Genomic DNA, 14,697 nt, shown 5'->3' with positions numbered 1-14,697 from the left:
GTGAACGGAAAGGATGAAACATGGCGCTGAAGAAAGGGGAGCAGTTCACGCTATTCGAGCTCGAAACACCAGAATCCGCTACTCGTTTGGACGAAGTTCCCGAACCAGACCAGCCTTCTTTGTTCGACGTTGACGACACCGCTTGTCTCGAAACGGATTCCGGGGTTGCGGAGCACCCCCGAACCGACGACATCGTCACCTCTCCGGATGAGCGCTCCAACGAAGTGGAAACGGAACCCACCCAGGCGTCAGAACTCGACGCAACCGAACCGGCCGCTCTTCCTCCCGCCGGCGAGTCGGCAGACGGCCACGCCGTCATTGTCACAGCAGCCGGCACCTACACACCGTCTGGCCACACACTCACCGGCCCAGTCGATTCCATCGAAAAACTTGACAAACTCATCAGATGGGCAACGCTCACCCCGCTGGGCGCACCGGCACAGATCTGGATAGTCGGAATCGAAGCCTGCGACATGCTCGGATGGATCATCGACCCAGGCAGCGAAGACGACGTCGACGACATGGAAATCCTCCGCACCCGCGCTGCCGAAGAACTCACCGCGATCCTCCACGCCACGCTGACCCCAATGCTGACCGCAGGATGGGAACTGCGCGGAGAACCCGGCCACGTCGTTCACCTCTCCCGCACCACCGGGAACTTCACATCCATGGTCGACATTTTCATCGAACCCTACGTGTGGACCTACTGGAACAAAGACTTCGGATGGGGCAATCGCGTGGGAGACATGGGGATCCTCGGATCACCGGCCGCCGGAACCTACCTCCCCGACGACGACCTCCCCGCTGCGCAGGAACTGGGACGCCGACTCGCTTGGTGTGCACAACACCTCGGCGTACTACCCGGCCCCACTCCAGCACGCACCGGCGCGGCGATCGTCGACAAGATCAAACGCGACCGCACCCGCAGCGGTAAAGGAATCGTCGTCACTGTCGGTGGACCGGTCCCACCACTGGACGGCGAACCCCGCGGAGATCTCGAACCTGCAGTCGGATGGACCCGCATCCCGGACCTCGAAGAACTTTCCGACGCAACACAACTGGTATCGATAGACCAACGAGCTGCATACCTCGCTTCCGCTGGCATGCTCGAATTCGGCTACGGAAAACCTCGGCATCTTCGCGGCGAGAACGCGCTCGGCGCTGCGCGGCAATCGAAAACCCCGTTCGGACTCTGGCGTGTAACCCTCCCACCCGGTGACATGCTGGCGCTCCCACCCGCTCTGCCGTTGCCTCACCCACACATGCTCGCCGACCAACCTGTCCAGACCTGGATCACCACCGTCAGCCTCGACGCACTGCAAACGTCCATCGCCGATGGCGGAATCGGCGCAGAACTCGACGACCTCGACATCGCAGAAGCATGGGTCTACCCCGAACAAGGTCGAGCCCTCGACAAGTGGGCGAAAATATTGAGAGAAGCCCGCAAAGTTGCCGTCGACACCGGCGACACAGCACTGAAACGGTTCATCGGCGCCTGCTACAAGGGCTACATCGGCCGAATGGTCAACCCCGACATGTGGACCGCCAAACAAATGCAACACCACCACCAACCGCTCTGGCGAGCCGCGATCATCGCACACTGCCGCTGGCGAGGCCGCCGCGTCGCGATGCGCATCGCACGCGAAACCGGCCGATGGCCACTGCGCACCGTCACCGACTCCTGGGTCTACCCCCTGCCCCCGGGCATCGACATCGCAGACGACAGTGACGCACTCGGGAAGATGACTCTGGAAAAGAGCGCCCCGCTCACCGAGGACATCACTGTCATGCTGACCGACGCACGCGACACCCACGAGATCAACCTCGCACTCAAAGCTGCGTTCACCGACGAAGATGAAGGAAACATATAGTGGCCCTGCATCTTCCGAAACCGCGATCAACCAAACCCGCACAGAAGACTGTCGGCTTGGACGGCCTCAACGTATCTGTCTCGACAGCAGCGACCAGTGGTATCGAAAAATCGAAATCGGTCAAAAGCGGGGGATTGGCCGGACTCACCAGCAAAGTCTCCGTACGCCAGATCCGTGCCGAAATCGGTAAAGAAGGCCTACGGCAAGCAGCTGTCGACGCCGGGAGAAAGCCCCCCTCTGACCGAACACTGCGGCGGTGGGCGCAGCAAGGACGGATCCCACACCCCGACGTCACCGAACGCGCCAGGCGGCGAGCTGCCATCGAACGGCTCGGCGGAATCGATGCTGTCGCAAAGAAAATCGGCCGTTCGCGATCAGCGGTCTCTCGCTACCGCTCCGGCGAGACCAACGAGCTGCGCGCCGATGCGAAAAAGAAACTCAAAAATGTCAAAGCTCGCGACATCATGGACCGCGCCGGCGTCCTACGACCCGACGGGCAACCCAAAAAGGCCACCATCCGAGTCCGTGGGGGAGTGTCCGTCCGCAACGGCTCCGAAGAGGGTTACGACTATCGAGTGCGTACCCTGGACTTCGCGAACTCCGACAGCCCCTTCAGTCTCGACGAAACACGGGAACTCGCCATGGCTTTGGCAGGCGACGATCATGCCCGGGTGGTTGCCATCCTCGAACGTCACGCCACGATGGACTATCCCGAGAACAAGGGATTCGACCAGTACGGTGACACGTTCGGTTTCCACTTCGATTCCATCGAATCCGTACACATCGACTGGACATAGAAACTGCCCTGCCTCTCGACGCGCTGCCTTGCCCTCGACGCGCCGGGCAGGGCAGGGGATCCCGTTCGCGGGCCCTGGGACCGAACACCAATATCGATCTCTCGCCCGCATTGATGCATCGGCCGAGCCGGACAGGTGTGACTCTCAGTCAAGGCTGTCAGATTTGACGCGCAGTTCGGAGACGATGGCATCGACTGCTGCCGGTCGAGCAGCACCGTCACGTCACCTCACGGCAATTGGCCAACAGGATGTTGGCCAATTGCATCGCACCCCCAGATGTTCGCCATCTGCCGCCTTGTTCTTCAGAATGGTCCGTGACAACGCTCGCATGTCGGGAAAAGCCGAGCGAAACTCGACGGCGAGCCTGTCGATCACCGTCGTACCCCAGCCCTCGGCCTCCTGACGCTTACCGATTGCGTGCCCGATGTCCCAATACCGGATGAGAAGTTCCGTGTTGACGATTCGGATGGCGCAAATACGAGCTAGTCGAACCTGCGACTCGAGATGATCGAAAAGCTGGGGTGGTCGGTTGGCAGTTCAGCCGGCACACCACCTGTCCATCTCCACCCAGCGCTCCCGGGAACGCTCACCGGGCATGCCGCCTGCAACCGCATCCGGCGAGCCTGATGACTCGGTGCAGGTGGGTGTTGGGTACAGGCATCGACGGGGCCTCGCCCACCTCGGTTCTTCACAAGGCGCGTTGACCAGTGTCAGTCCGTCCAACACCATGTGGCACTCACCTGAATCGGTCGCTTTTGATCAGTCCAGCGCGCGGACAGGTGTATCGGTTTCCCTGGTAGAGAAAGGTTCTCATGCAGTCCCTAGGTTCGACTCTCCGCCGTCCGGTCTGCATGCTGATGACGGCAACAGTCGTCGCAGCCTCCATCGCTTTGATGTCGCCGGGCATCGCGTCCGCCGAATTGAACGGATGCGCGAAGACTTTCAACCTGTTCATTCCCGGGACCTGGGAAACGGCAGAAGACGCTGATCCTTCGATCTCGGTCGGGATGCTCAAACCGATTGCCGACGGACTGAAGGAGCAACAGGGAAACGCGGCGCAGGTCTACACGTTGCCATATATGGCGAGAGCGTTCGACAACGGAAAGACCTATGCGGACAGCAAATCTGATGGTTTGAGCAAGGCGAAGGACGTTCTCAACAAGATCGCCACGAAATGCTCCGATACAAAGTTCACCATCACCGGCTATTCCCAGGGTGCGGACATCGCAGGCGATCTCGCTTCCGCGATCGGCAACGGCACCGGCCCCATCCAGGCAGAGCAGGTCCTCGCTGTCGGGCTCCTCGCCGATCCCGGTTCCGGAACGAAAGGCGAAGCAGTCATCGGCCCGCAGTCGTCAGGAAAAGGGATCGCCGATCCGCGGCCCCAGGGCATGGGGAACCTCTCAGGGCGCGTCGCCTCGATCTGCGATCCGAAAGACCTCTACTGCTCGATCCAAAAAGGCTCGAGTCCGCTGCTCGGATCGCTGGGTTCAGTGCTCACCAAAGCCCCGAGTGCTGGAGGTGACGGCCAGGTAGGCGACAATCACGCCTGGCCACCGCTCTGGCGTCGGATTTCTCCCAAGCCGACCTTCCGGGCCTTGCCACGGCAACCCGTTACCTGACCAGCGAACTGTCGAAGACCGAAGGCGCAGTCGACCTCGAGCAGGTTGCCTCCAGCGCGAAAACTCTGGCGAACACCATCAGCCCGCTCGCCGAACTACTCGGCTCCGGCGCTGCCAATCCTGCCGCGAACGGGCAACTCGCTGCAGCTGCCGCCGGGACGGCTGAAAACAATGCCGGCCGGGTTCTGGACAAGGCCGGCAAATCTGATCTCAGCAGTGCGCTCTCGACGGTGACCGCGATCGCCGACACCGCGAGCAATCTCGCTAGCAAGGGCTCCACGACGCTGCCGGCCGCATCTCCGGACCTGACTTCGTTATCAACTGCTGCTGGCAGCCTCGACGGTCAGATCGCGCCGCTCCTGGCGACACCGAGTGACGTCCTCAGTGCCGCGTCTGGAGTTCTCTCCGTCCTTAAACCCACGGTAGTCGTCAACCAAGCTCTTAACGTCGCCACCGGCATCACCTCCCTGGACATGCCTGCGATCCTGGCGAACCTGAACCTTCTTCCGCAGAAGGTCGCCGCGCTCGACGCCCACGGTGCCCACAAGGTTGCAGGGGATCTGAACAACCAGTTCTCCCCGCTGGTGAAAATGGCTTCCGGTGTCGATCTGAAATGGGTCTCGCAGGTCCTGTCGGTAATCCCGGATCCGTCCGGTTACTCGCAGGTCGCCGCCCTCGTCGCGTCGATCCTGGGAGGTGTCGACATCATCAAGCTCGCAAACCTTGTTGGGCAGGTGCAGGAAATCGCGTGGGCCGCAGTCGAGAAGCTGCTCCCACCGCCAGGACAGCTCCCGGACCCACTCGGTGCCGGGGCTGCCATGACCGGCCTCGTCCCGGTCGGACTCGAACTCGCCTCTGTCGCGGTCAACATGCTCTCCGGCAAAGCTACGAAGACTGATCCGACGCTGCTCGGCAAGCAGGCCTCGACGGCCGCGACCACCATCACCGCACAAGCACAGAATCTGGATCTCCCAGCACTGGCCGGTTCGTTGACCACCATGACCAGCTCACAAGGCACCAACGACCTCGCCTCCCTGATAGGGGAGGGCCTCGACGCCGCGTCCTTCTTCGCTTCCGGAGCACACCAGAACTACAACTCCCTCGTCGTCGACAACGCGGGCCGCAATGCGATCCAGTGGATCTCGGACTGGCTCAATCTGCAGATCGGACGCGCAGCATGATCCGATACCGCGCCCCACAATCCGGCTTCTCAATGCTCACATAACGAAGGGATGTTCCACGTCAGCCCTGGGCCCGAAGCGGGCATCAGCGATCGCGAACATCCACGCAAGCAAGAGTTCGGGCTCGTCTCACCCGGACACGTCGAAACATCTGGGCACAAAGGATCGGCAGCTTTCGATGTCACTTCATTCACTCAACGAGAGATTCCGCAGAACGGTCTTACCGCAACGCAAGTTGAGGAGCCTCAAGTGCGTCAGTCGAAGATGGTTTCCACCAATAGTGGCAGAAGAGCGGCTACTCCTCGCGGGTTGACGCCACCCTCACCGAAATGCTCTATCGCCGAATAGAAACCGCTTGCGACGAATATGATCTTCGCTGCCTGCTTCCAGGACTCGCTTGCGTAGAGGACGAGGGCGGAAGCGGTCGATGTCGGCGGGAGGGGCGCATTCTCCGACTGTTGGGTGGGTCAAAGGTCAGCTATTTCTTTCCTCGTTCAATCTGGTGTCTGGTGTGGTGTCACGCACGCACATCTCCTGTAGCAAATTGCTACAATGAACTCGGTGTTGTAGCGAAGGAGGAATCATGACAGAAGTCGTCGACAAGGTCACCAGATTCTCGTCAGAGCTCGTCGATGCCGCGGCAGCGGAGGGACAGCGCGAGCATCGCTCGGCGCGCCAGCAGCTCGAGCACTGGGCCCGGGTCGGTCGTGAGGTGTCGAACCAGCGACAGGTCGCGCGCCAGCGTGTCGAGGCCGCCCTTGCCGGCCGTATTCCCTTGAGTGTGCTCTCCGCTGAAGAGGGCGCGGTGTTCAACGCCGAGATTGCGGCCACCGTCGAAGAATCGATCGCGACCGGTAACCATCTTGCTGATCGCGCTGTTCAGGGGCGTGCAACGATTTCGCTCGACGAGCACGGCCGGGTTGTCAAGTATCTGCCTGACGGTTCGCAGATCGTCTTGTGAGACGTCTTGATCTTGTCGTCGGACCGAACGGTGCCGGAAAATCGACGTTCGTCGAGCAGCGTCTCGCGCCACTGCTTTCCGGGAGCGTGTTCGTCAATGCGGATGTAATCGCCAAGGATCACTGGCCCGATTCTGCCGAGGAACATTCCTATGAGGCCGCGCGGATTGCGGCGACCATGCGCAGGGCCCTGATCGAGCGGGGTGAGTCGTTCATCGCCGAGACGGTATTTTCGCATCCGTCGAAATTGGAGTTGATCGACCATGCACGCCAGGCCGGTTTCGTTGTCGTGCTGCATGTGGTCCTGGTTCCGGTCGAGTTGTCGGTCGCTCGTGTTGCCGGGCGGGTTGTCGAGGGTGGGCATTCGGTTCCTGAGGTGAAGATTCGAGAGCGATTCGAGCGGCTGTGGTCGCTGGTCGTCGATGCGATTGATCGGTCCGACCACGCGACCGTGTACGACAACACCGCCCCGGATGTCACGCGCATCGTTGCCCGGTTTGTCGACGGCGATCCGGTCGGCGAGATTGCCTGGCCAGCATGGACTCCGGCTGAGTTCCGGAAAGCACAGAAATAGGTTTTCGATCCCAGCCAACGCTCAGCGACGGTGACCGAACAAATCTTTGTGTGCCTTCCAGGTGCTCGCCGAACTGAAGAAGCAGATCCTCGCGCCCTGCGATACCGGGTAAGCCGACACCCACATGCTTGGGCTGCCGCCATCGCGCCCACAGGGCGCCGGCACGACGTGAGCCGTCCGGAAGATCGGTAACAACTTGAGTTGTGTGCCCCGGCGCCACCGGATGGTTGGCATTAAACTTACCGCCGACGATCCACCGGCATCTGCTGCTCGTCGAGCCGAGCCAATTCAATCCGCGAACCAGCAAAGGCAGGAACAGCACCGACATACGGTACCGGCTGATTCCACTCGTCAGGAATGGTGATTTCGGTTCCGTTGTCGAGGGTGTACGTCGTAGCTGGTTGTACATCCACAACACCGTGTGCGCGGGGTCGATCGGAGGCGTCCTAACTTTCGACCATCTCGACGATCGCCGAAGGGGCGATCTCAACAGCGTCACCATTGCCAGTATCGCCGCCGAAGCTGCGACATCGTCAAGCGGTCTTACGACCAGTAGTGCGGGCTGGCGCAGTCGCTCGATGTCGAATTTGACAGGCGGAATCTGCTCATCGTGTGTGAGCCGCTCGGCGGTCCCGCTCGCTACGGAAAGATTCAAACCAGCTTTCCGGGGATTTTCATCAACCTGCCGGCCGAACATCTTGAGGGAATTCGAACCGTTCGAAACAATACTGACTGGACAATTGCGACTACGTGCGTCGGGTCGGGGTGCTCGTGGTGGCTATCTGTTGGATCAATGTCAGCCGATGTTTCGAGAAGCGGCGGATGGCGTCCTTGTCGCCTGCTAACTGCGCTCGCGCGAGCAGGTCCTGACAATTGTGTAGTTGTTCGGTGAGAGTCACGTGGTGGTCCTTCCGATCTTGGGTTGGGTACATCCGGTACATCCTCGACTCTCTCATCTTCCTCGGAGGTCTGGAAACTTGGTGAGAAGGATGTGGACCGGGTCATCGAATGGCGTCCGGGAGTTCTGGCGGTGTGAACCGGGCGGAGTGGCGCACACTAGGTGAGTTCTTGACTGGTCTGCGACAACATTGTCGCGCGGGTCGTTCTGATCGAGTTGTATGATCGTGTCTCTGGAACAAAGATTCGGATCAAGGATCTGGTATCGGGATCTGTTGTTGTGCAGAGTCATTAGCCGGCATTCGATGAGGATGCTGCGTCATGGTTGATGCGAACGGTGGCGGCGAATTCAAGGGGTTCTGGATGAACACTGCTTCGGTGCAGAGGCGACGCAGTCCGTAGGTCCGGTGAAAATATTGCAAGGATGTCCTGCCGCCGGTATAGGGGGCGCACTGCGTAATATGGGAAGTCGACCGTTCTCTTGCCGTTGAAGCGTTGTCACGGTTCGCACTTCAGACGTAGTCGCTTGGTAGAAAATGTTACCGCCCTTCGGTTCTGCGGCCGATTTCTTCGAGCATTTGTCCGATTGTGAAGTGCCGCACAGATGCTGGAATTGCGTCTACGATGCCGGACTCCTCCTCTGTCATGTAGTCGGCGGCCACGAGAACTTCTTGGATGTGGACGTCGAAGGCATTGGCCGCTCGGCGGACGACGCTATGCGATGGTCGTCGAATGATCGACATCCATTGGCGCAGTACCGATGGATATACGTCGAGGGCGTGGGCAGCTTCCTTGACGCTTGCGTACCCGCGAAGATCGATTTGTGCTTGCACCCATGAACCGAAGTGACTCATAGGGACATCGTTTCAGGTGGTCGGCGCAGAACCGAATCGCGTCATCGGATTTGATTCGGTTTTTTCGGTGTGGTGTGTGAACAGGTAAGGGGTTGATCCGTGGAACGGCGATTGCTTTGCGTGGCGAACTTGCGTCCACTGCGTGTCTACGGAGTTTCTCGTCCGGCGAAGCTGTGTGGACGTTGGACTGACGGTGAGGGACAGGGCATGATTCGGTTGGGCGCAACCCAGCAACGCCAGCAAGAGTGAGTCGTCGGACGACGTAGTGCGCATCTCGGCCAATCCCACGTAGGGAAGCGGACGAGAGGCTTCGTTGCCATTCCAGTCCCACTTATCCGAGCCCTGGGTGTGTGGTGGACAGACCCTTCCGGTGTCGGTGATTGCCCCGAGTTCTGTGAGGTAGTCCAGGTTGGGGTGTATCCCGTGGCGAGGATGACCGCATCGACAGTTGTTGTGGTGTCGTCGGGCCAGAAGGCTTGGCTTCCTTCGAGTTTGGTGAACATGCACGATGTTGCGGTGCATCGGCGGTAAGTGCGGCGCGGTAGTGGCCGGAGTCGAACACCGGCGACGTCGGTGGCTGCGAGAGAAGGTGCCCGATCGGGAGGGTGTCGATTCCGGTGTATATGAACCAGAAGTGCATGTCTCGTCGTGGGGGTGTTGCGGGGCGAATTTCACGGGGTTTCGGCTGGCCAGGATCACATCGGCTGTTTCGGCGAGCTCGGCAGCGATCTGTACGGCGGAGTTCCCTGCGCCGACGGCGATGACGTTCTGCCCCGTGTAGGTGGTGGGTTCGCGGTAGTCGGCGGCGTGCACAACGGTCCCGGTGGAGGCATCGAGTCCCTTCAGTGCGGGTATGAGCGGAGTCTCGAATCCTCCTGTGGCGGCAATGATTCGAGGTGCGGTGAAGACGGATCCACTGTCGGTCCGGACGGTGAACTGGCCCTCGCTGGTGGTGACGGTATCGGCTCGTTCGTTGACGTGAATGTCCACATCGAGAGTCTTCGCGTTACGCCGGAGATAGTCGACGACTTCGTCGCGGCCGGGATAGCGAGATGATGGGCCGCGGCCAGGCCGGACTGACCGCCACCGACGACGATCGCGTCGTAGTGCGTCATGAGAATTGTCTTTCGGTCAGGAAGTGATCGGAATCGTTGTGGTGGTGCGGAGAGTGGGGACGGTTGCTGCGCTGATCACAGCGCCGACGAGGGCGATCGCTCCGAGGACGAGGTAGGCGCGGGCGTAGGTACCGGTCCAGGTGGAGAGCACGGTGCCGGCCCACGGAGCCAGGGCCATGACGATGACGATCGGCGCGGACATGAGCCCGTTGAGGCGCCCGTAGTGTTCGCCTCCCCAGCGGTCGGTGATGGCGGTGGCCTGTATCAACGTGAAGATGCCGCGGACCAGTCCGGCGCCGACGGCGATGCCGATCAACGCCGCCGCCGAGCTCGCCAGACCTAACCATGCGGTGCTCAGGGCGACAACGACGATGACCGATACCGTGCGTACGCGGACACTGGTTTTCGCTGCAAGCGGTATGTAGAAGATGCGGCCGATGACCTGACCGGCGCCGCCCACTCCGAGAGTGAGTGCGGCGAGGCTGGGACTGAAACCGCGTTCGATCAGCAGCGGTACGAGGTTGAAGACGCCGGCGGATGCGGCGAAGGCAGCTGCAGCGAGGGCGACGAGCAGAGCAAGAAATGGGATGCTGCGGGAGGTGCGGTGATAGTCGCCGGGCTGCGCATGGGGTAGCCGGACGGGGTCGGGCCATCCGCCACGCAAACCCCAGATATGTCCGGGGATGGTGATCACAGCCAGTATGACCGCGAGGACCAGGTAGGTTGTGCGCCAATCGAATCGATCGGCCAGAGCGACAGACAGCGGCGCGAAGACGGTACTGGCCAGACCCGCGGCGAGGGTGAGAATCATCAGTGCTTTGACGTAGTTGTCGCCGTACCAGCGAGTCAGTGCGGCGAATGCCGGTGGATACAGCACCGCGCCCATCGCGATTCCGGCGAACACCCAACCCGCGAAAAACAGTGGGAGGGTGTGAGCTGTCGCGATGACCACCAGTGCGGGTACAGCGAGTACAGATCCTGTGGTCATGACCCAGCGTGGCCCGTGGCGATCGAGGATCCGTCCCACCGGTATGCCGACGGCGGCGGCGACGAGTTGGCTGACGGAGAACGCCGCCACGATCACAGCGCTCGACCATCCGGTATCGCGGGAAATGGCTACCGACAGAACGGGAAACGCGTAGTACAGAATCCCCCAGCTGGTGATTTCGGTCAGACACAGCGCCACCAGGACCCGCCGCAGCCCCGACGGATCGAGGCTGACGGGGCGCGGCGGATCTTCGATGGTCGTCATCGGCTGTGCCCTATCCGCAGGAGTTGGAACTGCCGGAGGGACTGGACAGCGAGATCAGCTCCGGAGCAGGTGCGGCGCAGCAGCCACCCTCGGATTCCGCGGTATCGGGTTCGTCGAAAACACCAGCGCCGCCGCAGACTCCGGTTTCCGGGAGGATCAACTCCACCCGGGCAGCGGCCTCGTGATCGCCGGCGAGTTCGGCGGCGATGCTGCGTACCTGCTCGTACCCGGTCATCGCCAGGAACGTCGGCGCACGACCGTAGCTCTTCATCCCCGCCAGGTACATACCCGGTTCGGGATGGCGAAGTTCCTTCGCGCCGTGCGGATACACCGTGCCGCAGGAGTGGACGTTCGGGTCGATCAGAGGCGCCAACTGTGTCGGGGCCTGCAGCACGGGGTCGAGGCCGAGTCGGATTTCCGACAGCCACGACAAGTCGGGGCGGAATCCGGTCAAGGTGACGACGTTGTCGACGTTCCCGATCCGGGCGCCGGCATCGGACACCAGCGTGAGCTGACCATTGTCGGCGGATTCGACGGCGGCGGTGCGGAAACCGGTGACCACGGTGAGAAGTCCGTCGTCGACAGCCTTCTTCGCGCGGAGTCCGAGTGCGCCGCGAGCGGGCAGCTCGTCCGACTCACCGCCGCCGAACGCGGAACCGATAGCCCCGCGGCGAACAGCCCACGTGATGCGCGTACCGGGGGCTTGCTTTTCGAGGCCGGCCAACGCGACGATCGCGGTCAGCGCGGAATGGCCGCTGCCTGCGATGGCGGTGTGTTTGCCCGCGAACTGGGCACGCACTGCTTCGGTGTCGAGATCGGGCACACGGTAGGTGATCGCGGCAGCGGCAGCCCTCTCGCCGAGGGCGGGCAGTCCTTCCCCTCCGAGCGGGTTCGGGGTGCCCCAGGTGCCGGAAGCATCGACGACGGCCTGGGCGAAGACGCGGTCCTCGCTGCCGTCGGCGCCGCGCAGGTGGATGGAGAGAGGTTCGGTATCGCGGCCGGCGTCGACGACCAGGTCGCGGCCACGTCGGGCGACGCCGATCACCTCGGTGTCGAACTGCACGGCATCACCGAGGGCGGCGGCGAGGGGTTCGAGGTAGAGCTGACGCCACTGCTGTCCGGTCGGGTACGCATCTACGTCGGGAGCGCTCCACCCGTTCTGCTCGAGCAGACACTGCGCGGCGGGATCGACGAGTTCGGACCAGCGGGAGAAGAGGCGGACATGATTCCATTCGGCGATCGCCGTACCGGCGACGGCGCCTCGCTCAAGCACCAGCGGCGTGAGTCCTCGTTCGCGGAGTTGCGCGGCGGCGGCGAGGCCGATCGGTCCAGCTCCGATCACGACAACGGGTAGTTCGGTCATCACAAATTCCTTTCATCGACAACGATCGATCTTTAATTCGAACTGTATCGATATCAGTCGATGAATGCAACCATCGACGAAGGTCGATATAGTGGGTGCATGACATCGCTGCAGACCCCGACGGTGCGCGTCGGCGATTCGGACCAAGGTGCGGTCAACTCGAACGTGCTCGAGCAAGCTGACGCCGTCACCTACGCGCAGTGGTTCGCGTGCCTGGCCGAACCGATGCGGGTGCGGCTGCTGCATCGCGTAGCGAGTGCTGCCGGCGGGATCACGATCGGGGCTCTCGCCGAGGCGTTGGGGATTGGGCAACCCACGGTCTCCCACCATGTACGCAAGCTCGCCGACGTGGGATTCGTCAGCCTGCGCAAAGAAGGAACCAGCACCGTTGTCGCGATGAATCCGACGTGCTGCGTCGCGTTGCCGCAAGCCGCCGACATCGTGATGGGAGTGCTCGCCCCGCGTCCGTGCTGCCCGAGCGACCTTCCCGACGACGTCACCGTCCGGGTCATGTCCGATGACGACTGGGACGCTGTTCTGCGGATTTACGGCGAAGGAATTGCCACGCGCAACGCCACCTTCGCCACCGAAGTACCCAGCCGGGAGTATCTCGATGCGCAGTGGCTGCCGAATCATCGCTGGGTCGCCACCATCGACAATGTCGTCGTCGGTTGGGCGGCTCTGAGTTCGGTGTCCGGGCGGGACTGCTACCGCGGAGTCGCCGAGAATTCCGTCTATGTTGCCGACGGGATGCGCGGACGGGGTGTCGGAAAAGCGTTGCTACGCAAGCAAGTCATGGCAGCCGACGCAGACGGACTCTGGACGCTGCAGACATCGATCTTCCCCGAAAATCGCCCCTCCGTCTCGCTGCACCATTCGGCAGGTTTCCGCACCATCGGGATCCGGGAAAAGATCGCCCAACTCGACGGCATCTGGCGCGACACAGTCCTGCTCGAACGGCGATCAGCGCCTGCTCCCATCTGAGTTGCCGTGACGGCGGCGGTGCTCACTCCCGGGTTAGAGTATCGGTGCTGTCGACGTCGAACATTGATTCCGCGGGTTTTCCGGGTGCGGGAATTGTCAGGCGCCTCCACTCAGGGCCGAGGTCACCATTCAGCGATTCCGGAACCTTCGTTCCCATGGGCGCCATGTGCACTTGCCCTTGTTCCCGAAATGCGGGATCCGTGACGACGACTTCCCGTTCGAAAAGCTCGTCGGGCAGCGTGAGTAAGCCCAGGCCGATGAGCCACTCGATGACATGGAGCGTGGCAGTGGTTTGCATGATCAGTCTGCAAACGAGGGGTGCCGCTGCGCGGTAGCGCTCGCGTACGCCGTGCTGCTCCGTCTCGGCGAGGCGTTTGGAGTCGCCGTGCACGACATCGCCGTAGATCCAGGCGAATGCGAGGACATTATCCGAGATCATCGGCGAGACCTCTTCTTCATCCACGCGGCCAGTCTGCATCGCGTAGGCCAGGGTTCCGCGGCCCCTCGGATCGAATTCCGCCCACCCCTGTTTGAGCCCGGCAAGAACCTGAGCGACATCGGCGCGATCGTTGCCACGCAGCATCCATCCCAGCGCGGTCAACGTGTGCTGGAAATGCGCATCTTCTTCCTTGAGGAGCAGGGGCCGCACCCGAGCTGCAGCTGATTCCACCACTTCCTCCGGTGGCAGGCGCTGTGTCATCCACACGCCATCGGCGCTGATGTCGAACTCGAAGGGCACGGTGCCGATCCGCTCGAGCGCTTCGAAGTCCTTGTAGAGCGAGTGTGCTTTGACCCGCCGTGCGCGCAGCACGAAAGCTGAGAGCCTGGTCAGGTGGCGCTGTTCTACGTCGGGCTTGTTGGTCATCGTCCGGTCCGATCGTCGAATGTGGGGATTTCGAATCAGTGTCGCATCGGCAACCGCGGAGGCGGATGTTCATCTCCGATTTGTTGCTAGCTACTTTGATATCTGTCAATATAGAAGTATGTCGAATCAAGATGTGACGGAGACCGGCGCCTGCTGCTCCCCGCTCGTACGTGAGCCGTTGACCGAGGATTGGGCCGGCGATTTGTCTCGGATGTTCAAAGCTCTCGGCGATCCGGTTCGCCTCCGCTTGCTGAGCTTGGTGGCAAGTCACGAGGGCGGTGAAGCGTGCGTCTGCGACATCTCCGATACGTTCGATCTGTCTCAGCCGACGATCTCGCATCATCTCAAGGTGTTGCGTCAGGC

At 61.7% G+C, this 14,697-nt stretch carries 13 protein-coding genes and 2 pseudogenes; 7 read left to right on the top strand and 8 right to left on the bottom strand.

The window, feature by feature from the left end:
• The first annotated feature begins 20 nt into the window (after window positions 1–20).
• Together R4P65_RS31600 and R4P65_RS31595 are read left to right on the top strand one after the other, a co-directional pair.
• Window positions 21–1,871, top strand: a complete 1,851-nt coding sequence (locus R4P65_RS31600) for a hypothetical protein (protein WP_317829486.1) — start codon at window positions 21–23, stop codon at window positions 1,869–1,871.
• Window positions 1,871–2,668: a hypothetical protein gene (locus R4P65_RS31595; RefSeq protein ID WP_317829485.1), complete on the top strand. Its 798-nt coding sequence runs from the start codon at window positions 1,871–1,873 to the stop codon at window positions 2,666–2,668. Before R4P65_RS31600 ends, R4P65_RS31595 begins: the two co-directional genes overlap by 1 nt.
• Window positions 2,669–2,890: 222 nt before the next feature.
• Here R4P65_RS31595 and R4P65_RS31590 read toward each other — a convergent pair whose 3' ends face one another.
• Complete coding sequence (locus R4P65_RS31590) at window positions 2,891–3,109, bottom strand: DUF1016 N-terminal domain-containing protein (RefSeq protein WP_317829494.1); 219 nt, start codon at window positions 3,107–3,109, stop codon at window positions 2,891–2,893.
• A 371-nt stretch (window positions 3,110–3,480) separates the two neighbouring features.
• On the opposite strand from R4P65_RS31590, the pseudogene R4P65_RS31585 reads away from it, so the two are divergent.
• The 3 genes and pseudogenes from R4P65_RS31585 (at window position 3,481) to R4P65_RS31575 (ending at window position 7,004) form a co-directional block, all read left to right on the top strand.
• Window positions 3,481–5,471, top strand: a pseudogene (locus R4P65_RS31585) (cutinase family protein).
• Between the two features lie 583 nt (window positions 5,472–6,054).
• Entirely contained in the window at window positions 6,055–6,432 is a 378-nt protein-coding gene (locus R4P65_RS31580) for a TA system antitoxin ParD family protein (protein WP_317829484.1), read from the top strand.
• Window positions 6,429–7,004: a zeta toxin family protein gene (locus R4P65_RS31575; RefSeq protein ID WP_317829483.1), complete on the top strand. Its 576-nt coding sequence runs from the start codon at window positions 6,429–6,431 to the stop codon at window positions 7,002–7,004. Before R4P65_RS31580 ends, R4P65_RS31575 begins: the two co-directional genes overlap by 4 nt.
• A 239-nt stretch (window positions 7,005–7,243) precedes the next feature.
• Here the strand turns inward: R4P65_RS31575 and R4P65_RS31570 are convergent, their stop codons facing one another.
• The 6 genes and pseudogenes from R4P65_RS31570 to R4P65_RS31545 form a co-directional block, all read right to left on the bottom strand.
• A complete protein-coding gene (locus tag R4P65_RS31570) occupies window positions 7,244–7,417 on the bottom strand; it encodes a hypothetical protein (protein WP_317829482.1) in 174 nt (57 codons plus the stop codon).
• 333 nt (window positions 7,418–7,750) lie between these two features.
• Window positions 7,751–7,903, bottom strand: coding sequence for a hypothetical protein (locus tag R4P65_RS31565; protein WP_317829481.1), 153 nt, complete (start codon window positions 7,901–7,903; stop codon window positions 7,751–7,753).
• A 537-nt stretch (window positions 7,904–8,440) separates the two neighbouring features.
• Complete coding sequence (locus R4P65_RS31560; RefSeq protein ID WP_317829480.1) at window positions 8,441–8,755, bottom strand: XRE family transcriptional regulator; 315 nt, start codon at window positions 8,753–8,755, stop codon at window positions 8,441–8,443.
• Between the two features lie 12 nt (window positions 8,756–8,767).
• A pseudogene (locus R4P65_RS31555) lies at window positions 8,768–9,757 on the bottom strand (NAD(P)-binding domain-containing protein); the annotation flags it as partial.
• A gap of 129 nt (window positions 9,758–9,886) precedes the next feature.
• Window positions 9,887–11,122: an MFS transporter gene (locus R4P65_RS31550; RefSeq protein ID WP_317829479.1), complete on the bottom strand. Its 1,236-nt coding sequence runs from the start codon at window positions 11,120–11,122 to the stop codon at window positions 9,887–9,889.
• A gap of 10 nt (window positions 11,123–11,132) precedes the next feature.
• Window positions 11,133–12,485 carry an NAD(P)-binding domain-containing protein gene (locus R4P65_RS31545; RefSeq protein WP_317829478.1) on the bottom strand — a complete coding sequence of 451 codons (1,353 nt, stop codon included), beginning with the start codon at window positions 12,483–12,485 and terminating at the stop codon, window positions 11,133–11,135.
• 99 nt (window positions 12,486–12,584) lie between these two features.
• Between R4P65_RS31545 and R4P65_RS31540 the strand changes: the two genes are divergently transcribed.
• Complete coding sequence (locus tag R4P65_RS31540; RefSeq protein WP_317829477.1) at window positions 12,585–13,469, top strand: metalloregulator ArsR/SmtB family transcription factor; 885 nt, start codon at window positions 12,585–12,587, stop codon at window positions 13,467–13,469.
• Between the two features lie 22 nt (window positions 13,470–13,491).
• Here the strand turns inward: R4P65_RS31540 and R4P65_RS31535 are convergent, their stop codons facing one another.
• On the bottom strand, window positions 13,492–14,334 hold the full coding sequence (locus tag R4P65_RS31535; RefSeq protein WP_317829476.1) for a hypothetical protein: 843 nt from the start codon (window positions 14,332–14,334) through the stop codon (window positions 13,492–13,494).
• A 118-nt stretch (window positions 14,335–14,452) separates the two neighbouring features.
• On the opposite strand from R4P65_RS31535, the gene R4P65_RS31530 reads away from it, so the two are divergent.
• Window positions 14,453–14,697 (top strand): metalloregulator ArsR/SmtB family transcription factor (locus R4P65_RS31530; RefSeq protein ID WP_317829475.1); only part of this gene is annotated, 245 nt, incomplete at its 3' end.

Origin of the sequence: Rhodococcus sp. IEGM 1318 (assembly GCF_033142465.1) — a bacterium.
In the GTDB taxonomy this organism is placed as follows: domain Bacteria; phylum Actinomycetota; class Actinomycetes; order Mycobacteriales; family Mycobacteriaceae; genus Rhodococcus_F; species Rhodococcus_F qingshengii_B.
The sequence above is the reverse complement of the archived record's forward strand: the minus strand, read 5'-3'. Positions and strand labels throughout refer to the sequence as shown.